Source organism: Pseudomonas sp. NPDC077186, assembly GCF_044543505.1.
Classification (GTDB): Bacteria; Pseudomonadota; Gammaproteobacteria; order Pseudomonadales; family Pseudomonadaceae; genus Aquipseudomonas.
On record NZ_JBITWE010000007.1, the window covers coordinates 19,449 to 37,397 of the forward strand.

Consider the following 17,949-nt stretch of genomic DNA (forward strand, 5'->3'; position numbering starts at 1 on the left):
CAACTTTCACTCGCCGGTCACGGAATCTGATCTAGGCTGAAGGCATGCTCATGGCGATAGGCCATAAGCGCCCTTTTCCTGCCTGCCGCCAAGGAAGATCCGCCATGAAGAGTTGGAAGATTCGCACCCACCTGTTGCTGCTCGCCGGCGCTCTGCTCAGCGCCCTGCTGGCCGTCGGCCTGCTCGGCCTGCATGGGCTGAAAGCCACCGTCGGCGGGCTGCAGACCGTCTACCTGGATCGCGTGGTGCCGCTGCGCGACCTCAAGCTGATCGCCGATCTCTACGCGGTGAACATAGTCGACGCCACGCACAAGGCGCGCAGCGGCGAACTGACCGGCCACGCCGCGCAGCAGCTGATCGAACAGGCCCAGCAGCGCATCGCGCAGACCTGGCAGGCCTACCTGACCACCGAGCTGATCGCCGAGGAACGCCGCCTGATCGAGCAGATCGCCCCGCTGATGGAGCGCGCCGGGCCGCCGCTGGAGCAGTTGCAGAGCCTGCTCGCCCGCGGCGATCAGGTGGCGCTGGAGCGTTTCGCCCGCAGCGAGCTGTACCCGCTGATCGACCCGCTGTCGGCCAAGTTCGCCGAGCTGATCGAGGTGCAGCTGGTGGAGGCCAAGCACTAGTTCCAGCTGGGCGAGGCGGAGTACGCCGCCAATCTGCGCCTCAGCCTGGCCCTGCTGTTGCTCGCCATGCTGCTGGGCAGCGCCCATGCGCTGTATTTCAGCCGCCGCCTCGGCCACCAGCTGGGCGCCGAACCCGGCGAGCTGGAGGCGATCAGCGCGCGCATCGCCGCCGGTCGCCTGGATGGCGCGCCGGCGGACGGCCGCGCCAGCAGCGGGGTGATGAGGTCGGTGCAGGCCATGCGCCATGGCCTGCACGACGTAATCGGCAATATCGGCGAGGCCTCCGAGCAGATCGAGTGCGCCACCCTGCAGCTGGCCGCCTCCTCCGAGCAGGTACTCAACAGCGCCAATATCCAGAGCGACACCGCCGCGGCGATGGCCGCGACCATGGAGCAGCTGGCGGTGAGCATCAACCATATCGCCGAAAACGCCCAGCACACCCACGACCGCGCGCAGCAGGCCGGCGAGCTGACCGACAGCGGTCTGGCGGTGACCGCCCAGGCCATCGAGGAAATCCGTCGGGTCGCCGCCCTGGTCGCGCAGTGCTCGGCGGATATCCAAGAGTTGGCGGCACAATCGGGCAATATCGGCGCCATAGTCGACGTGATTCGCAGCATTGCCGAGCAGACCAACCTGCTCGCGCTGAACGCCGCCATCGAGGCGGCGCGCGCCGGCGAGCAGGGCCGCGGTTTCGCTGTGGTCGCCGACGAGGTGCGCAGCCTGGCCGGGCGCACCGCGCAATCCACCACCGAGATCGTCGCCCTGGTCGAGGCCATCCACGGCGGCGTGCGCCAGGCCCACGACAGCATGGCGGCGACCTGCGCGGGCGTCGACAACGGCCTGCAGCTGGTCGAACGCAGCGCCGCGGCGATGGGCGAGATCCGCCAGGCGCTGAACGAATCGCTGCAGTCGGTCGGCATCATCGCCACCGCCCTGCAGCAACAGCGCGCCGCCAGCGAGCAGGTGGCGCAGAACGTCGAACAGGTGGCGCAGATAGTCGAGGAGAACTCCGCGGCGCAGGGCAGCATCGTCCAGGCCATCCGCGCGCTGCAGGGCATGTCGGAGCGCCTGCAGGGGGTGATGCGCCGCTTCAGCTTCTGAGCGTTCGTGCAGGCGAGAGCGTGAACGGCCTCGAGAAACGCCGCGGCAAGTGACCAACAGCGATTGGCAACGCCTGCCGTTGCGGCTAAGGTCGCCTCACCGCTCTCGCCATACCGCCCGACCATGCCCGACACTTCCCACCTGATCGACGCCATCCGCGACATGCTGCTGGACTGCGGCCTGTTCGACCAACTGCCGGCCGGCGACGTCCTCACCGCCGCCGGCTATTTCAGCCTGAGCAAGATCGACGAAGGCACGCTGATCTTCCGCGAGGGCGATGCCGGCACCTTCATGTGCATCCTCCAGCAGGGCGCCGTCTCGGTGCGCAAGACCAACGTCAGCGGCGAGGAGGTGGAGATCACCTGCCTGCGCAAGGGCCGCGCCTTCGGCGAAATGGCCGTGCTCGACGGCGAACGGCGCTCGGCCACCTGCGTGGCGGCCAGCGACAGCGTGCTGCTGACCCTGGGCAAGGACGCCCTGGACAAGATGCTGCAGGAAGCGCCGAGGGCCGCCGCCCAGGTCATTCGCGCCATCGCCGTGGGCATGTCGAAGCGCCTGCGCATGGCCGATGGCCAGCTGGTCAACCAGGTCTAATCCCGCTTCTGCCCCGGCTCGACCGGTTGACGATTGCGCTGCAGCTGCTGTTCCAGCAGCGGGATGGCCTGATCCTTGGGCGCTTGCGGCGCCAGCCGCGGCAGGCTCTGTCCCTGCGGCGGGGGCAGCAAGGGCGCCGTCCCCGGCCCCTGGCGCTGAATCGGCGCGCTTTGCGGCTGGCCATAGGGTTGCGGCGTGGCGGTGCCCGGGGCGCCCGCGGCGGGCGTCGCCGGCATACGCGGCGCTTGCGGGGTCTGGGCCAGCGCGCCGGCGGCGCAGGCCAGGATCGAGGCGGCAAGGATAGTGCGACGCATGATGGGGCTCCTGATCGGCGAGCTTTCGTTCTATTCTGGCAGCAGTTGAACGCCAACGTTCGCCACCCGAGCACGAGCCACGCCATGAGCAGCACCAGCAAACTGGACCAGATCCTCGCCGAGGCGCAGCGGCGCCGCGAAACCAGCTACCGCGAAAAAGCCCTGAAGATGTACCCGCATATCTGCGGCCGCTGCGGCCGCGAGTTCAGCGGCAAGCGTCTGAGCGAGCTGACCGTGCACCACCGCGACCACAACCACGACAACAACCCGGAAGACGGCTCCAACTGGGAACTGTTGTGCCTGTACTGCCACGACAACGAGCACCAGCGCCAGGTCGACCTGCACTACCAGAAGGAAGAAGCCGCCAGCGCCGGTTCCGGCAGCAAGGTCACGCACAAGGCGCTGGCAGGTCTGGAGGCGCTGCTCAAGCGTTAGATCGGATGGAGGAGCGGGTGCGCACGGCGCACCCTACGCCGTGGAATGCCTGTAGGGTGCGCCATGCGCACCAGGAACCTCGTATTAGCGCAACAGCCGCGTATCCAGCACCCGCGACGGCCCGCCCATGACGTTCTCGGTAATCTCGATGAAATCCTGGGTGCTGGCCTTGTCCAGGCGCATCAGGCCACGGGTCACGTCGTCCAGCGAACGGGGCTGCGTATTGCCCTTGGTCTTCTGGCGGATTTCTCGGTCCAGTTCCTGCAGCAGCAGCACCGCGCGCGCGGTGACCGGGCCGGTGGAGCGTGCGGTGCGCAGGCTCTTCACCGGCTTGCTCCAGCGCGTCAGCTGCTCGCGCATCTTCTGGTAGCGGTCTTCGCCGATACCGCCGGCGCGGCGCATCAGTTCGATGGCGTAGTACTCGGCCAGGCCCTCGGTGATCCAGTCGCTACGCTCGCGCGACTGGATGCGGCTGAACACGTGGACCAGCTCGTGGATCAGCGAGCTGGTGCCGTTCTCGCTGACCAGCGGCCGGTCCGCGTGCATGTAGTAGGAATTGGCCGCCGACAGGCCGCCGCGCCACATCGGGTCGCCGGCGCCGACGATCAGCAGCTTGGCCGGATCGCGCGGGAACACCGCCTGCATCTCGGGCCAGACGAAGGTCAGCAGGGTCATGATGTCCATGCGCCGCATGCCCTCGCCGACCGGCGCGGCGATGGCGATATCGGTCTCGCCCAGGCGGGTTCTGCGGGTACCGAGTTTGCCGGCGACCATCCAGCCGGTGGGGCGGTCGAACTTGCGCAGCGGGTTGTCGATGCGAAAGCGATTCTTGCCGATGCGCGGCCAGCCGGTTTCCACGCTTTTCCAGCCCTTGGGCAGCTCGAACTGCAGGCGCGCCACCAGTTCGGTCTTGTCCTGCTGACGCAGCACGGCGCTGGGCACCAGGTCGTCGCCACGCAGCAACACCCAGTCCTCGGTCATCCGCGCATCGAAGCGCCCCGGCTGGCGCTCATGATCGATGCGTACCTTGTAGCTCAGGCGGCTCTTGCCGGCGGCCGGCTGCCAGGTGCCGCGCTCGGGCTGCTCCTGCTGCCACTGGCCGTCGGCGGAAAAGCCGCTGTAGCGACCCTCCTCGCCCAGGTCGAAGTCCAGGCTGAGCACGCGCTCGCCCTGCTCCAGGGTCAGGCTGACTTCGGCCTGGTTGGTTTCAGGCAGAAAGCGCACGCGATAATCCAAATCGACCTTATGCGTGGCCGCCCAGGTCGGCAGGCTCAGACTCAGCAACAGCAGGGACAACAAGGGGTAACGGGCGGACATCGCGCAAGGCTCCTGATGCGGTGGGACGCGGCGATCCGATATGACCGCGACGCCCTCGGGCAATTCCATGGCTGGGCGCACAGAATTGCCACGAAGCCCGGCGCCGATCAACCCGCGCGAAAGATCAGGTGCTCTTCCCAGTCGTCTTCGGCCACGCTGTTCTCGCTGAGCATGCGCCCGGACTGCGAGATGCGCTCGATATGCACCGCCTCCGGATCGCCGCAGACCAGGTGGTGCCACAGCGGCAGGTCCTTGCCCTCGCTGACCAGGCGGTAGGCGCAGGTCGGCGGCAGCCACTGGAACTGGTCGGCCTGCGCCGGGGTGAGCTGGATGCAATCGGGCACCTGCTTGGCGCGGTTGGCGTAGTCGCTGCAGCGGCAGGTCTTCAGATCGAGCAACTTGCAGGCGATGCGCGTGTAGTAGACGGCGCCGTCGTCCTCGTCCTCGAGCTTCTGCAGGCAGCACAGGCCGCAGCCGTCGCACAACGACTCCCACTCGTCCTGATCGAGCTGGGCGAGGGTCTTGCGTTTCCAGAAGGGTTCGACTTTGGCGGCCATGGCGACAGGCAGAAGCTCGGTGGAGAAAAGCGCGGCAGTCTAGCCCGAGCGCCGGTCACGGCCAAGCGGCGGATGCCGAACGGCAGCGCCGTGAGGTGGTGCATGCGGCGCCCCACGCCGCTTCTTTGTAGGGTGCGCCGTGCGCACCGCTTGACCGGGCGAAGAGCTGGTGCGCACAGCGCACCCTACGAGAGCATCGCCGGCTCGCTCAACCCCGGCCACGATCGTCCCTCAATAGCCGCGGGCGAACTCCACCTCGCCACGCAGCGTCTGCCCGGCCTGCCAACGCGCCAGGTTGCCCACGAACAGCGCGGCCATCAGCGCCGGCTCGGTGGGCGCGGCGCTGTGCCCGGTGAGCAGCAGGCGCGGCGCGGTCCAGAATGGATGACCGGGCGGCAGCGGCTCCTCGCGGCAGACGTCGATCACCGCGCCCGCCAGTTGGCCCTGCTCCAGCGCCGCCACCAGGTCGGCATCGACCACCGCGGCGCCGCGCCCGGCATTGATCAGCAGCGCCTCGGGGCTTAGCTGGGCCAGCAGCGCGGCGTCGTACAGATCGCGAGTGGCCGGGGTATCGGGCAGCAGGTTGATCAGATAGTCGGCCCAGGTGGCCAGACGCGGCAGCTGATCCAGGCCGGCGACCTCGACGAAGGGCGGCTGCTCGCGCGGCGCGCTGGCCACGCCGCGCAGCTGCAGGCCGAAGGGGGCGAGAAACTGCGCCACGGCCTGACCGATATCGCCGCAGCCGACGATCAGCGCCCGCCGCCCGGCCAGGCTGCGCGGCAGGCTGTTATCCCAGCGCTGCTCGACCTGCGCCGCCCACCGGGCGAACAGGCGCCGCTCATGGGCCAGCAGATGGCCGAGCACATATTCGGCCATCACCTGGCCGAAGATGCCCACGGCGCGGCTCAGGCGATAGTCGCGCCGCAGATCGGGCGCCAGCAGCGGGGTGATCCCCGCCCAGGTCGACTGCAGCCACTGCGGGCGCAGGCCCTGGCGCAGCAGCGGCGCGAGCAGGTCCGGCTGGCCCAGCCACAACGGGCAGTCGCCGGCCGCCGCGGCCAGCTCGACGGGGTCGGCGCTGGCCGCCAGCTCCAGTTCGGGGCGCGCGGCGCGAATCAGCTCGGCGTAGCGCCCGTGGTCGTGCTCGGCGATCAGCAGGCGCATGGCTCAGACCGGGTCGTTGCGACGCAGCAGTTCGTCCGGCAGGTGCTCGATGTATTCCTCCTCCGGCGGCGGCATCTGCAGGTGGTAGCCCTGCTTGTCCAGGTTCTCCAGCACCTGGGCGATGTCCTCGCGGGCCAGTTGCCGCTCGGGGCTGAGCACCAGGTCGAAGGCGTGCGCCGGCGGGCCGAACACGCTCAGCAGGCCCTCCGGTACCCGGCTCAGGGCGTCGGCCTTGAGCACGTAGAGGTACATCTCGTTCTTGCGTGGGCTCTTGTAGATGGAACAGATGCGTTTCACGCGGATTCTCCTTCGGCGGCCAGGCAGTCGAGCAGTGCCTGGCCCATCAGCTCCCGGCGCCAGCCGCGCAGGGACTCGGGCAATTGGTAGGGACCATGGGGATAGCCGCTCTTCAGCAGGGCTTCCAGGGTCTTCTTGCGCAGCATCAGCTCGGGCACGATCTCCAGCCGCTCGCCCTCGCGCTGGCCGATGGCGCGCAGTTTCTTCAGCAGCGCCGAGGCCTCCACCGGCAGCGGCTCGGGCAGCGCCTCGGGCCACTCGGTGGGTGGCAGCGCGGCGGCCTCGCGGATCAGCGCCAGCAGGGTCTCACCGTCCTGGCGCACGGTCTTCGGGTGCATGTCCTCGATGCGCGCCAGGGCCACCAGGTTGTCCGGCTGGGTGCGCGCCAGCGGCCACAGCGAATGCTCGCGCAGGATGCGGTTGCGCGGCTGGTTGCGCGCCCGCGCCTCGCGCTCGCGCCAGGCGCACAGCGCGCGCAGCACGGCGAGTTGCTGACGCGACAGCTTCCAGGCCAGCTTGGCCTCGCGCCAGGCCTGCTCCGGGTCGACCTCGCGGCCGAGGCCGGCGACCAGTTCGGCGCCATCCTCCAGCACCCAGGCATACTTCTCCGGCGACAGGCGGGCGGTCAGCGCCTGGTACACCTCCGCCAGGTGCAGCACGTCCTCGGCGGCGTAGCTCACCTGGGTCTGCGACAGCGGCCGCTGCAGCCAGTCGGAGCGGGTCTCGCCCTTGGGCAGTTCGATGCCCAGCAGCGCCTGCACCAGGCGCGAGTAGCCCATGGAGAAACCGAGGTTGAGGTAGCCGGCGGCCAGCTGGGTATCGAACAGCGGCGTCGGCAGGCTGCCGGTCAGGCGCAGGAAGACTTCCAGGTCCTCGCTGCACGAATGCAGCACCTTGACCACCTGCGGCGCCTGCAGCAGCGCGGCGAAGGGCGCCCAGTCGCCGATGCACAGCGGATCGATCAGGTAGGCCCGCGCGCCCTCGCTGACCTGCAGCAGGCCGGCGATCGGGTAGAAGGTGTCGACGCGCATGAACTCGGTGTCCAGCGCGACGAAGGGCAACGCCTGCCAGGCGGCGCAATGCTCGGCCAGGCTGGCGTCGTCGCGAATCCAGTGAATATCGTTAGCCACGCGGCTCTCCCGTGAAGAATGCCGCGCAGTATATATGCCCCGGCCGCCGGACGGGGCAGCGCCCTGCCACTGCGCCGGCGAACTGTGTAACCTGTGCCGCGCATCGCTTGCCCCCGACACGGAAGAACAACAATGAAGAAACTGCTTGCCCTGCTCGTCGTGCTGCTGGCCGCCGCGGCCGGCTATCTGGCCATCACCCCCAGCCCCATCGACCCGCTGGGCTGGGACGCGCCCGCCGCGCCGGCCATGACCGGCGTGCTGGAGCCCAACGACACCCTGATGAAGGCCGAACTGCTGGCCCGCGGCCAGCTGCATGGTCCGGAAGACACCGCCGTGGACGCCGAAGGCCGGGTCTATGCCGGCTTGCACGACGGGCGCATCGTCCGCGTGCTGGCAGACGACAGCGTGGAGACCTTCGTCGACACCGGCGGCCGGCCGCTGGGCATGGACTTCGACGCCAGCGGCAACCTGATCGTCGCCGACGCCTACAAGGGCCTGCTGAGCATCGACCCACAAGGTAACGTCAAGGTACTGACTACCGAGGCCGAGGGCCTGCCCTTCGCCTTCACCGACGACCTGGATATCGCCAGCGACGGCACCATCTACTTCAGCGACGCCTCCTCGCGTTTCCAGCAGCCGGACTACCTGCTCGACCTGCTCGAGGCCCGTCCGCACGGCCGCCTGCTGGCCTATGACCCGGCCACAGGCCAGACCCGCGTGCTGCTCAAGGACCTGTACTTCGCCAACGGCGTGGCGCTGTCGGCGAACGAGGACTTCGTGCTGGTCAACGAGACCTACCGCTACCGCATCACCCGCTACTGGCTCAAGGGCGACCAGGCCGGCCAGCACGAGGTGTTCATCGACAACCTGCCCGGCCTGCCGGACAACCTGCAGGGCGACCGCAAGGGCACCTTCTGGGTCGCCCTGCCCACCCCGCGCAAGGCCGACGCCGACTTCCTCCACCGTCACCCCTGGCTCAAGGCGCAACTGGCCAAGCTGCCGCGCGCGCTGTGGCCGAAGGCGATCCCTTACGGTTTCGCCATCGCCCTCAACGAACAGGGCGAGATCGTGCGCAGCCTGCACGACACCAGCGGCACCCACCTGCGCATGATCACCTCGGTGAAGCCGGTAGGCGACCATCTGTACTTCGGCAGCCTGGACAACGACCGTATCGGCCGACTGCAGATTCACTGAGACGAGATTCCACCGGCGAATAACAGTAAAAAGGCGAAGCGGTCATTCGCGGTGGTGCGCCAAGCTGGTGGGCTGAAGCGGATCGCCGCCCGGCCCACCCTACCGTAGGGCGGGCTTCAGCCCGCCAAATCGAAAGGCTGCAGACTCAGACCTTCTGGGCAATCCAGATGGTGTGCCGCGTGCCCCTGTTGCCATGGGCATAAACCTGCACCGCCTCGCCCTTGAAGCCGGCCTTGCGCACTTTCTCCGAAAAGGCGCGGTCGGCGCTGGACGACCACACCGCCAGCATGCCCCTGGGCCGCAGCGCCTTGGCGCACTGGCGCAGGCCATCCATGCTGTACAGCCAGTCATTGCCCTTCTGAGTCAGCCCCTCCGGACCGTTGTCGACGTCCAGCATGATCGCGTCGTAGCACTGCTCGGCGGCCTGCAGCAACTTGGCGACGTCCTCCTGAATGATCAACGCACGCGGGTCATTCAACGGATAACCGGACTTCGCCCCGAGCGGGCCACGGTTCCACTCGACCACTCCAGGCACCAACTCGGCCACCGCCACCTCGGCGTCAGCCCCCAGGTGCTGTAGCGCCGAGGCCAGGGTAAAGCCCATGCCCAGACCGCCGATCAGTACCCGCACCTGTGGCCGACTGGCGATCTGTTTGCAGGGAATCGCCGCCAGGGCATCTTCCGAGCCGTGCATACGCGTATTCATCAGCTGCCCGCCATCGCCGCCGGCGATCTTGATGACGAAGTCGTCCCCATACTCGAACAGGTTCAGCGCACCATTGGTACCCGGGATCGGAGCGGTGTCGAGCAAGACAAAACGTTTCATGCAGAGCGAAGACCTGTGCAGCGAGCGTGAGGGCAGGCAGCATGCCTGAATCGGCCGAGCAGCACAGCCCCTCCAGAAACGACGAGGCCCCGCGTTGACACGCGAGGCCTCGTGACTACAGCGACGCTGCTTTCAGAGCCTTTTCAGAGTCAGCCTTTGAGCAGGTTCTCAGACCACGCCCTGCGCCAGCATGGCATCGGCGACCTTGACGAAGCCGGCAATATTGGCGCCCTTGACGTAGTTGATCCGGCCGTTCTCCTCGCCGTGGTAGACGCAGGCATGGTGGATGTTCTGCATGATGCCGTGCAGGCGCTCGTCCACCTCGCCGGCGCTCCAGTGCAGGCGCATGGCGTTCTGGCTCATCTCCAGGCCGCTGGTGGCCACGCCGCCGGCGTTGGAGGCCTTGCCCGGCGCGTAGCAGATGCCGGCCTCGACGAACAGATCCACCGCTTCCAGGGTCGAGGGCATGTTGGCGCCTTCGGCCACGCAGAGGCAGCCATTGTTCAGCAGCGCGCGGGCGTCCTCGCCGTCCAGCTCGTTCTGCGTCGCGCAGGGCAGCGCGATATCGCAGGCCAGGCGCCAGGGCCGCTGGCCGGCAAGAAACTGCAGACCGAAGTGCTCGGCCATCTCGTGCAGGCGACCGCGGCGCTGGTTCTTCAGCTCCATCAGGTACTGCCACTGCTCGTGGTTCAGCCCGCCCTCGGCGTACAGGGTGCCCTCGGAGTCGGACAGCGAGATCACCCGCCCGCCCAGCTCCATGACCTTCTGCGCCGCGTACTGGGCGACGTTGCCGGAGCCGGAGATGGCCACGCGCTGGCCCTCGAAGCCCTGGCCCACGCGCTTGAGCATCTCCTGGGCGAAGTACACGCAGCCGTAGCCGGTGGCCTCGGGGCGGATCAGGCTGCCGCCGTAGCTCAAACCCTTGCCGGTAAGCACCGAGGTGAACTGATTGGACAGGCGCTTGTACTGGCCGAACAGGTAGCCGATCTCGCGGGCGCCGACGCCGATATCGCCGGCCGGCACGTCCAGATCGGAGCCGATGTGGCGATACAGTTCGCTCATGAACGACTGACAGAAGCGCATCACCTCGCCTTCGCTCTTGCCCTTGGGATCGAAGTCAGCGCCGCCCTTGCCGCCGCCCATGGGCAGCGAGGTCAGCGAGTTCTTGAACACCTGTTCGAAGGCGAGGAACTTGAGCACGCCCAGGTTCACCGAGGGGTGGAAGCGCAGGCCGCCCTTGTACGGGCCGATGGCGCTGCTCATCTGGATGCGGTAGCCGCGGTTGACCTGCACCTGACCGCGATCGTCGACCCAGGGTACGCGGAACAGGATGGCCCGCTCCGGCTCGACCATGCGCTCGAGGATGCCCGCCTCGCGATAACGCGGATTGGCCTCGAGGAAAGGCCACAGGCTGCGCACCACTTCCTCCACCGCCTGGTGGAATTCCGGCTGATCGGGATCGCGCTGCTTCAGGCGCGACAGGAAGCTTTCAACGGACAACGACATGCGGCACCTCGACGCCAGGCAGACAGAATGCGCGGCACTCTATCAGCAGCCAAGGCACCAAAACAGATCAATATGTCGCCTTTATGAAACTATTTAGTGCATAGAAACTACCGCGAAAAACCTTTTAAAAAAGCCGAACTCGGAATATCCAGCAGAATATCGCACCAGATCGACTCACAACCGCGTTCGCTTTTCGAGCACACAAGCTGGATTGATGCCATAAAGCTGTGCGGCTATCGAACATCCGACGCGCCAGTGCCTCGCGGTCATCGTTGTCTGTCGTCCAATCTGCCGGCGGGGTCGAAGAAACCAAGGTTTGCATCTTGGCGTTATGATGCCGGCATCGCCGCCACGACACAGGAGCCACCATGCCGCTCGCGCAACTGCTCACCCCCGCCCAGCTGCAACAACGTCTGGGGCAAGCCGAGCTGGTCCTGCTCGATTGCCGCTTCGCCCTCGACGACCCGGCCTACGGCCGGCGCAGCTATCTGGAAGGGCATATTCCCGGCGCCTGCTTCGCCGACCTCGAAGAGGACCTGTCCGGGCCAGTCGTCAAAGGCGTCACCGGCCGTCACCCGCTGCCCGACCCGGCGCGACTGAATCAGCGCCTGCGCGACTGGGGCCTACGCGCGGGCAGCCAGGTGGTGTTCTACGACGACGGCCCCGGCGCCTTCGCCGCGCACGCCTGGTGGTTGCTGTTGTGGCTGGGCAAGCGCGACGGCCTGTACCTGCTCGACGGCGGCCTGAAAGCCTGGCGCGAGGCCGGCCTGGCGCTCGACCGGCGACAGCCGACGCCCACCCCCGGCGACTTCGCCGGCCAGGCGGACGCCAGCCTGCTGCTGGACGCCGAGCAACTGGCCCGGCGCCTGGGTTCGGCCGATCTGTGCCTGCTCGACGCCCGCGCCCTGCCGCGTTTTCGCGGCGAAGTGGAGCCGCTCGATGCGGTCGCCGGGCATATCCCCGGCGCCCAGTGCGCGGCGTTCACCGACAACCTCGACGCCGACGGCTATTTCCTCCCCGCCGAACGGCTGCGCGCGCGTTTCGACGCCCTGCGCGGCACGCGCCCGGCGCAGGGCCTGGTGGCCTATTGCGGCTCAGGGGTCACCGCCTGCCACAACCTGTTCGCCCTGAGCCTCGCCGGCTATCCGCTGGCGCCGCTCTACGCCGGCTCCTGGAGCGAATGGATCACCGATCCGCGGCGCCCCATCGCCAGCGGCGACTGAACCGGCTTAAGTACCAGCGGGAATATGGCAAATAACCGAAAGCCGAAAACAATTTAAAAACAGCTCTTTACAGTGAAAAGGTCGCACTAGACTTGAGGATGAGCGGCTAACCCCGCTTCCGGTGGGGCCTTTATCAGAACGACGAACAAGGCTGCCAAGCGCCCGGCCCCACCGGCACCCTTCGCGAGGATGCCATGGGAATAGCCGCCTGCGATCTCAGCCAGCACGTCATCCGCCCTACCCTGCTCTACCTGGGGCGTCACTCCGCCGTCGCCGAGGCCCTGCTGCTCGGCACCGCGGCCAGCCAGTCGGCGCTCGGCAGCGCCCTGGACGACCGCCGCGGCCATGGCCTGTACCGCATCGCCGAACAGCGCCACCTGCAGCTGTGGGACCAGCACCTGGCGCGCGACCCGGAGCTGGCCAGCCGGGTGCGTGGCCTGGCCAGCCAGCACGCCTTTCTCGCCGCGCCGCACCTGGAACTGACGGTCAACCTGCGCTACGCCACCGCCATCGCCTGGCTGCTTATAGAAGCCGAGCAGGCCGAGCTGCCGGACGCCGACGACCTGCTCGGCCTGGCCCGCGTGTGGCGCCAGGTGTTCCAGCCGCAGGGACGGCTGTGCGACTTCATCGACGCCTGGCAGCGCTGGGTCGGTCAGTTTAGTCGGGTCGCCTAGCGCTCCGAACGAACACACGGAGCGATTGTAGAAATGTCTGACAATTAGCAACTTTGTCCGACAATCGCTTCAATTTCACTGAACTTATGTGGCTTGGCAGGGGTCGGGAAAAACTGTAGCGTGCGCCCCCGCCTCACCCACAGGAGTTCTCAAGTGAGCAAACGCCTTCTCCAGACCGGCCTGGCCATGGCCATCGCCGCCACCTCGAGCCACGGCCTGGCCAGTGGCTTCGCCATCAACGAACAGAGCGTTAGCGCCATGGGCACCGCCTTCGCCGGGCGCTCCTCGGCCGCCGACGACGCCACCACCGTCTTCGGCAACCCGGCCGGCATGGCCCGCCTCGAGCGCGAACAGGTCAGCGGCGGCCTGGCGGCGATCATCGCCAAGAGCGATATCGATGACGCCGAGAGCCATATCCCCGGCAGCAACGACGGCGATATGGTGCCGTTCGTCGCCGCGCCCATGGGCTATTACGTCAAGCCGCTGGACGAGCAGTGGCGCTTCGGCTTCGGCCTTTACGTGCCCTTCGGCCTGGTCACCGACTACGAGCGCAACTTCCAGGGCCGCGGCTACGCCAACCTCAGCGAAGTGCGGGTGATCACCCTGCAGCCGACCCTCAGCTACCGCTTCAACGAGCAGTGGTCGGTCGGCTTCGGCCCCACCTTCAACCATGTCGAGGGCCAGCTGACCTCGACCATTCCCGACCCCTTCGTGCCCAGCGATGCAGCCGGCCAGGTAAAGGTCAAGGGCGACGACTTCGCCATGGGCTTCAACGCCGGCGTGCTGTTCGAACTGAACGCCGCCACCCGCTTCGGCCTGACCTATCACTCCAAGGTGGACTACAAGCTCAAGGGCGACACCCGCATCGAGAGCGACAATCTGATGAGCAGTGCCGCCGGCAAGTACGATGCCAGCCTGGAACTGCAGACGCCCGAGTCGGTGGATTTCTCGGTGACCCACGCCCTGAACGACCGCTGGACCCTCTATGCCGGCAGCACCTGGACCCGCTGGAGCCGCCTGCAGGAGATCACCGTACAGAGCAAGGGCATCACAGGCCCACTCAACCCGATACTTACCACCATCACCGAAGAACAGGGCTGGCACGACACCTGGGCGCATGCCGTGGGCGCCGCCTACCAGCTCAACAAGCAGTGGGTGCTGCGTGCCGGCGTGGCCGTCGACCAGTCGCCGACCAACAACCGCCACCGCTCGCCGCGCATCCCCACCGGCGACCGCACCATCTTCAGCGTCGGTGCCGGCTGGAGCCCCAACGACGACCTGACCCTCGACCTGGCCTACTCCTACCTGATGGAAGAAGACGCCAAGATCGACCTCGACGAGCCGCTCAAGGGCTCCTACCGCGCCACCTACAGGAACAGCGCCCACGGTCTTGGCGCCCAGGTGACCTACCGCTACTAATCGGCGCCGGAGATTGGCTACACTCGCGCGGCAGAACAACAAGAAAAGCCGCGTGAGAACATCATGACTGCCCTCTGCACCACCCTGCCCGACCGCCTGCGCCTGCTGCTGGTGGACGACCACCGGATCTTCCTCGATGGCCTGGCCCTGGCCCTGGCGCCACTCGCCCGCGACCTGCAGGTGCACACCGCGCACAGCGCCGCGGAAGCCGAACAGCGCCTGCGCCAGCATGCCTACGACCTGATCCTGCTCGACCTGCGCCTGCCCGACGAACCCGGCCTGGAGCTGCTGCAGCGCTGGCTGGCGCGCGGCGACGCCACTCCGGTGGCGATCCTCAGCGCCAGCGACTCGAGCCTGGACGCCCAGGCCGCGCTGGCCGCCGGTGCGCTCGGCTTCATCCCCAAGAGCGCCGACGGCAACGCCCTGCGCCAGGCAGTCACCCGCGTGCTGCTCGGCGAAACCCTGCCGGCCCCGGCCAGCGCCTCGCCGCTGACCCCGCGCCAACTGGAAATCCTCCAGCTGCTGGCCGAAGGCCTGCCGAACAAGGCCATCAGCCGCCAGCTGGGCCTGGCCGAGGACACGGTGAAAACCCATCTCAAGGCGCTGTTCGAGGTGTTCGCCGTGCACACCCGCACCGCCTGCGTCAGCGCCGCACGCCAGCGCGGCTGGTTGTAAGCGGCGTCAGGCCGTTTCCTGCTCCACGCTGCGCGGCAGCAGGCTGCCCAGCACCTGGCGCAGGCGCGCCGGCAGCAGCGGCTTGCCCAGCGGCATGACGTGCGCCGGCAGACAGCGCTCTTGCAGCTCGGGGCTCAGATCGGCGCTGATCAGCAGCGCCGGCAGCATCTGTCCGGCGGCCTCGCGCAGGCACTCGATGGCCTGCAGCCCGTCGCCCGACTCGGCCAGGCGGTAATCGCTGATCAGCAGCTGCGGCGGCTCGCGGCGCAAGGAAGCCAGGGCGCCGGCCAGGTCGGCACAGGCCTGTACCTCCAAGCCCCAGCGGCGCAGCAGCCCGGCCAGCGCCTCGCGCCCGGTGGCGTCGTCCTCCAGCAGCAGGATGCGTCCGCGCAGCAGCCGCACACCGTCGCCTGCCGCTAGCGCCGACGCCGGCACCTCGGCCAGCGGCAGACGCAGGAGGAAATGCGCCCCGGCGCCGGGTTGCGAATGCAGCTGCAGCGGATGCTCGAGCACCGCGGCCAGCTGCCGCACTATGGCCAAGCCGAGGCCCAGACCGCGCTCGACATTGCGCCCGGGATTGTCCAGCTGACGAAACTCCTCGAACACCAGCGCCTGCTCCGCCTCGCTCAGGCCGCGGCCGTCGTCGCTCACCTCCAGCAGCAGCGCGCCGCCTTGCACGCGCGCACTCAGGCGCAGTTGCCGCGCCCCGGCGTGCTGCAGGGCGTTGCTCAGCAGGTTGCGCAGCAGCCGCTCCAGCAGCAGGGGGTCGCTACGCACGCCACAGTCGGCGCACGCCAGGCGCAGCGCCACGCCCTGCTGCTGCGCCTCCGGGGCCAGCTCGCCAAGCAGGCGTTCGAGCAGCGGGCGCAGGGCGAAGGCATGCGGGCTGGCCTGCACGCCGCCCGGCAGGGTCAGCCTGCTGTAGTCCAGCAGCGACTGCAGCAGGCGACCGAGCTGTTCCACCGAGGCGGCCAGGCGCGCACTGATGCGCCGGGTCTGAGCATCGCCGCCCTGCTCCACCAGATGCTGGGCGTACAGGCCCATGGCGTTCAGCGGCTGGCGCAGGTCGTGGCTGGCCGCCGCCAGCAGGCGCAGCTTGCGCGCGTCGTCGGCCTCGGCGCGCTGGCGCGCCAGGTCGAGCAGGCGCAGGTTGAGCCAGGCGCCGCGCTGGCCGTGCTCCTGCATATAGGCGCCGACCGTGCCGATCAGGTTGGCGCAGAACAGGAACAGGCCCTGATAGGCCAGCTCATTGCCCGCCTCGCCGAGGCCCAGGCCGAGCCCGACGAACAGCAGGCAGAAGGCCCAGCTGCACAGACTAATCGCCCGCAACGACAGGCCGAGCAGCGCGTAGCCGAACAGCAGGACGAGAAACAGACCGTCGTAGGGCATCGCCACGCCCTGCTGCCAGCACAGGTGGACGATCACCGCGACACAGATGCCGTTGCACAGGTAGGCGCCGGCATAGGCCGTGGACAGCCTGCGCGGCGGCGCGCTGGGTCGCCGACAGTAAACGAAGGCCAGCAACAGCGAACTCAGCGCCAGCAGGCGCAGCGGCAAGGCCGACAGGCTCACGGCCAGCGGCATGGCGAGAAAATCCAGCAGCGCATAGACCAGCTGGAACAGCACCGCGGTGCTGACGATCAGCGGCAAGCGGCGGCGAATGCGTTGCACCCGATGCTCGGCGAACGCCTGCTCCAGGGCCGGCATAAAGCGCAGCCGCGCGTGACCGCGGCGCTGCTGGGCCAGCAGCAGGCGCTCCTGCTGCTCGAGGCTCATGGGCGAAGCCGCTCAGGGCTGGATCGGCGTCTGCGGCTGCTTGGCGGCGATGGCGTCATAGGTCTCCACCCGGTGTCGATCTTCGCTGGCGAACAGCCGTTCGCGCAGCCGTTGCTGCGCCTGCGCGCCATCCGCCGCGCTCAGCCCCTGGCCCTGCAACCCGGCCAGCTCGACGCGATAGGCCTGGTAGCGCTGCTGCCAGTCGCGCTCGCGGCGCTGCTCGGCCAGCAGGCGCTGCACGGTGGGCGGATCATAGGTCATCGCCAGGAACTCGCGCACCTGCTGCTCGTCCGCGCCCTCGCGCCACAGCTGTTCGCTGCGCGCCAGCTGCTCCTGGGCCTGCTGCTGACGCTGTTCGCTGGCGCGCAGCGCCTCCGGCAACTGCTGGCGCAGCTGTTCGTGCAACTGCGCGCGCTGCGCCTCGTCGAGGTCGTCGCGCTGCTGCAGCGCCAGGCTGTCGAGGGTGTAGCGGGCGTAGGCCTGTTCGGCGCCGAACAGCGCCTCCTGCGCGGCGGCCGAGAAATGCGTGCGGCGCAGCGCATCCAGACGCTCGAAGGCCTGCTGCAGCACCTGCAGCTGGGCCTGCGGCTCGACCTGCTGGCGGGCGTCCAGCGGCTGCTGCAGCAGCGCCAGGCTGGCGCGCTTGTAGTCGAGATAGTCGCCGAGCAGGCTGGTCAGCTGGCCCAGCGCCGGCTCCTGCAGACGCGCGCCGGCATCGGCCAGCAGCGCCGCGATCGAGGCGTCGAGGCCGGAGTGATCGACGGCGCTGAGGAAATAATCGAAGTAATCGCGCAGCGCCAACTCCAGCAGCAGGTTGCCGGCGGCATCGGTCTGCAGACGACCATCGACCTCGGTGCCGGCCAGGCTCGGCAGCGGCGCCGCGCTTGGCGCCAGTGGCGTGGCGGTGGGCGTCGGCGCGGCCGCACGCGGCACCGGCGCTGGCACCGGCTGCTCGACGCTGGCGCCGACGGGAGCGACGGAGGCTGCCGGCACGACCTCGGCAGCCGGCCAGCGCCAATACAGGGTGAGGCCACCGGCGAGCAGCGCCGCGGCCAGGCAAAGGCTCAGGGATCGGGACATGGGCAACTCGCTGCGGCGGACCGGCGGGCCCGCCGCGGGTG

19 protein-coding genes are annotated in these 17,949 nt (G+C 68.4%); 9 read left to right on the forward strand and 10 right to left on the reverse strand.

Going from position 1 to position 17,949, the window contains the following annotated elements:
• Positions 1 to 104: 104 nt before the first annotated feature.
• From ACIGKL_RS21985 to ACIGKL_RS21995, 3 genes are all read left to right on the forward strand, one after another.
• The gene (locus ACIGKL_RS21985; RefSeq protein ID WP_397488556.1) at positions 105 to 626 is read left to right on the forward strand and encodes a Tar ligand binding domain-containing protein; all 522 of its coding nucleotides are present in this window, start codon (positions 105 to 107) and stop codon (positions 624 to 626) included.
• Between the two features lie 387 nt (positions 627 to 1,013).
• Complete coding sequence (locus tag ACIGKL_RS21990) at positions 1,014 to 1,727, forward strand: methyl-accepting chemotaxis protein (RefSeq protein WP_397488684.1); 714 nt, start codon at positions 1,014 to 1,016, stop codon at positions 1,725 to 1,727.
• Positions 1,728 to 1,850: 123 nt separating this feature from the next.
• Positions 1,851 to 2,321: a cyclic nucleotide-binding domain-containing protein gene (locus ACIGKL_RS21995; RefSeq protein WP_122108561.1), complete on the forward strand. Its 471-nt coding sequence runs from the start codon at positions 1,851 to 1,853 to the stop codon at positions 2,319 to 2,321.
• On the opposite strand, the gene ACIGKL_RS22000 is transcribed toward ACIGKL_RS21995, so the two are convergent.
• The gene (locus ACIGKL_RS22000; protein ID WP_397488557.1) at positions 2,318 to 2,635 is read right to left on the reverse strand and encodes a hypothetical protein; all 318 of its coding nucleotides are present in this window, start codon (positions 2,633 to 2,635) and stop codon (positions 2,318 to 2,320) included. The two genes, ACIGKL_RS21995 and ACIGKL_RS22000, sit on opposite strands and share 4 nt — an antisense overlap.
• A gap of 84 nt (positions 2,636 to 2,719) precedes the next feature.
• On the opposite strand from ACIGKL_RS22000, the gene ACIGKL_RS22005 reads away from it, so the two are divergent.
• Positions 2,720 to 3,070 carry a YajD family HNH nuclease gene (locus ACIGKL_RS22005; RefSeq protein WP_397488558.1) on the forward strand — a complete coding sequence of 117 codons (351 nt, stop codon included), beginning with the start codon at positions 2,720 to 2,722 and terminating at the stop codon, positions 3,068 to 3,070.
• Positions 3,071 to 3,154: 84 nt separating this feature from the next.
• Here ACIGKL_RS22005 and ACIGKL_RS22010 read toward each other — a convergent pair whose 3' ends face one another.
• From ACIGKL_RS22010 to rnd, 5 genes are all read right to left on the reverse strand, one after another.
• Positions 3,155 to 4,387 carry a hypothetical protein gene (locus ACIGKL_RS22010; RefSeq protein WP_397488559.1) on the reverse strand — a complete coding sequence of 411 codons (1,233 nt, stop codon included), beginning with the start codon at positions 4,385 to 4,387 and terminating at the stop codon, positions 3,155 to 3,157.
• Positions 4,388 to 4,494: 107 nt separating this feature from the next.
• On the reverse strand, positions 4,495 to 4,944 hold the full coding sequence (locus ACIGKL_RS22015; protein ID WP_397488560.1) for a YcgN family cysteine cluster protein: 450 nt from the start codon (positions 4,942 to 4,944) through the stop codon (positions 4,495 to 4,497).
• A gap of 231 nt (positions 4,945 to 5,175) precedes the next feature.
• Positions 5,176 to 6,108, reverse strand: coding sequence for a D-2-hydroxyacid dehydrogenase (locus ACIGKL_RS22020; protein WP_397488561.1), 933 nt, complete (start codon positions 6,106 to 6,108; stop codon positions 5,176 to 5,178).
• A 3-nt stretch (positions 6,109 to 6,111) separates the two neighbouring features.
• Positions 6,112 to 6,405 carry a YcgL domain-containing protein gene (locus tag ACIGKL_RS22025; protein WP_397488562.1) on the reverse strand — a complete coding sequence of 98 codons (294 nt, stop codon included), beginning with the start codon at positions 6,403 to 6,405 and terminating at the stop codon, positions 6,112 to 6,114.
• Positions 6,402 to 7,535, reverse strand: coding sequence for a ribonuclease D (rnd, locus tag ACIGKL_RS22030; RefSeq protein WP_397488563.1), 1,134 nt, complete (start codon positions 7,533 to 7,535; stop codon positions 6,402 to 6,404). Before rnd ends, ACIGKL_RS22025 begins: the two co-directional genes overlap by 4 nt.
• 132 nt (positions 7,536 to 7,667) lie before the next feature.
• On the opposite strand from rnd, the gene ACIGKL_RS22035 reads away from it, so the two are divergent.
• A complete protein-coding gene (locus ACIGKL_RS22035; RefSeq protein ID WP_397488564.1) occupies positions 7,668 to 8,729 on the forward strand; it encodes an SMP-30/gluconolactonase/LRE family protein in 1,062 nt (353 codons plus the stop codon).
• 145 nt (positions 8,730 to 8,874) lie between these two features.
• Here the strand turns inward: ACIGKL_RS22035 and ACIGKL_RS22040 are convergent, their stop codons facing one another.
• Both ACIGKL_RS22040 and gdhA read right to left on the reverse strand, forming a co-directional pair.
• Positions 8,875 to 9,555: a spermidine synthase gene (locus ACIGKL_RS22040; protein ID WP_397488565.1), complete on the reverse strand. Its 681-nt coding sequence runs from the start codon at positions 9,553 to 9,555 to the stop codon at positions 8,875 to 8,877.
• Between the two features lie 168 nt (positions 9,556 to 9,723).
• Positions 9,724 to 11,061 (reverse strand): NADP-specific glutamate dehydrogenase, encoded by a 1,338-nt coding sequence (gdhA, locus tag ACIGKL_RS22045; RefSeq protein WP_397488566.1) that lies wholly within the window; start codon positions 11,059 to 11,061, stop codon positions 9,724 to 9,726.
• Between the two features lie 368 nt (positions 11,062 to 11,429).
• On the opposite strand from gdhA, the gene ACIGKL_RS22050 reads away from it, so the two are divergent.
• The 4 genes from ACIGKL_RS22050 to ACIGKL_RS22065 all read left to right on the forward strand — a co-directional run bounded on the left by ACIGKL_RS22050 (position 11,430) and on the right by ACIGKL_RS22065 (position 15,052).
• A complete protein-coding gene (locus ACIGKL_RS22050; RefSeq protein WP_397488567.1) occupies positions 11,430 to 12,284 on the forward strand; it encodes a sulfurtransferase in 855 nt (284 codons plus the stop codon).
• 194 nt (positions 12,285 to 12,478) lie between these two features.
• Positions 12,479 to 12,958 carry a hypothetical protein gene (locus tag ACIGKL_RS22055; RefSeq protein ID WP_021442621.1) on the forward strand — a complete coding sequence of 160 codons (480 nt, stop codon included), beginning with the start codon at positions 12,479 to 12,481 and terminating at the stop codon, positions 12,956 to 12,958.
• 153 nt (positions 12,959 to 13,111) lie between these two features.
• A complete protein-coding gene (locus ACIGKL_RS22060) occupies positions 13,112 to 14,377 on the forward strand; it encodes an OmpP1/FadL family transporter (protein WP_397488568.1) in 1,266 nt (421 codons plus the stop codon).
• Between the two features lie 63 nt (positions 14,378 to 14,440).
• The gene (locus ACIGKL_RS22065) at positions 14,441 to 15,052 is read left to right on the forward strand and encodes a response regulator (RefSeq protein ID WP_397488569.1); all 612 of its coding nucleotides are present in this window, start codon (positions 14,441 to 14,443) and stop codon (positions 15,050 to 15,052) included.
• A gap of 6 nt (positions 15,053 to 15,058) precedes the next feature.
• Here the strand turns inward: ACIGKL_RS22065 and ACIGKL_RS22070 are convergent, their stop codons facing one another.
• Both ACIGKL_RS22070 and ACIGKL_RS22075 read right to left on the reverse strand, forming a co-directional pair.
• Entirely contained in the window at positions 15,059 to 16,828 is a 1,770-nt protein-coding gene (locus ACIGKL_RS22070) for a hybrid sensor histidine kinase/response regulator (protein WP_397488570.1), read from the reverse strand.
• Positions 16,829 to 16,840: 12 nt separating this feature from the next.
• The gene (locus ACIGKL_RS22075; protein WP_397488571.1) at positions 16,841 to 17,908 is read right to left on the reverse strand and encodes a lipase secretion chaperone; all 1,068 of its coding nucleotides are present in this window, start codon (positions 17,906 to 17,908) and stop codon (positions 16,841 to 16,843) included.
• Between the last annotated feature and the right edge of the window lie 41 nt (positions 17,909 to 17,949).

Coding starts and splice junctions, on each gene's coding strand:
- ACIGKL_RS21985 (WP_397488556.1), top strand. CDS start 105: ATGAAGAGTTGGAAGATTCGCACCCACCTGTTGCTGCTCGCCGGCGCT.
- ACIGKL_RS21990 (WP_397488684.1), top strand. CDS start 1,014: ATGGAGCAGCTGGCGGTGAGCATCAACCATATCGCCGAAAACGCCCAG.
- ACIGKL_RS21995 (WP_122108561.1), top strand. CDS start 1,851: ATGCCCGACACTTCCCACCTGATCGACGCCATCCGCGACATGCTGCTG.
- ACIGKL_RS22000 (WP_397488557.1), bottom strand. CDS start 2,635: ATGCGTCGCACTATCCTTGCCGCCTCGATCCTGGCCTGCGCCGCCGGC.
- ACIGKL_RS22005 (WP_397488558.1), top strand. CDS start 2,720: ATGAGCAGCACCAGCAAACTGGACCAGATCCTCGCCGAGGCGCAGCGG.
- ACIGKL_RS22010 (WP_397488559.1), bottom strand. CDS start 4,387: ATGTCCGCCCGTTACCCCTTGTTGTCCCTGCTGTTGCTGAGTCTGAGC.
- ACIGKL_RS22015 (WP_397488560.1), bottom strand. CDS start 4,944: ATGGCCGCCAAAGTCGAACCCTTCTGGAAACGCAAGACCCTCGCCCAG.
- ACIGKL_RS22020 (WP_397488561.1), bottom strand. CDS start 6,108: ATGCGCCTGCTGATCGCCGAGCACGACCACGGGCGCTACGCCGAGCTG.
- ACIGKL_RS22035 (WP_397488564.1), top strand. CDS start 7,668: ATGAAGAAACTGCTTGCCCTGCTCGTCGTGCTGCTGGCCGCCGCGGCC.
- ACIGKL_RS22040 (WP_397488565.1), bottom strand. CDS start 9,555: ATGAAACGTTTTGTCTTGCTCGACACCGCTCCGATCCCGGGTACCAAT.
- gdhA (WP_397488566.1), bottom strand. CDS start 11,061: ATGTCGTTGTCCGTTGAAAGCTTCCTGTCGCGCCTGAAGCAGCGCGAT.
- ACIGKL_RS22050 (WP_397488567.1), top strand. CDS start 11,430: ATGCCGCTCGCGCAACTGCTCACCCCCGCCCAGCTGCAACAACGTCTG.
- ACIGKL_RS22055 (WP_021442621.1), top strand. CDS start 12,479: ATGGGAATAGCCGCCTGCGATCTCAGCCAGCACGTCATCCGCCCTACC.
- ACIGKL_RS22065 (WP_397488569.1), top strand. CDS start 14,441: ATGACTGCCCTCTGCACCACCCTGCCCGACCGCCTGCGCCTGCTGCTG.
- ACIGKL_RS22070 (WP_397488570.1), bottom strand. CDS start 16,828: ATGAGCCTCGAGCAGCAGGAGCGCCTGCTGCTGGCCCAGCAGCGCCGC.
- ACIGKL_RS22075 (WP_397488571.1), bottom strand. CDS start 17,908: ATGTCCCGATCCCTGAGCCTTTGCCTGGCCGCGGCGCTGCTCGCCGGT.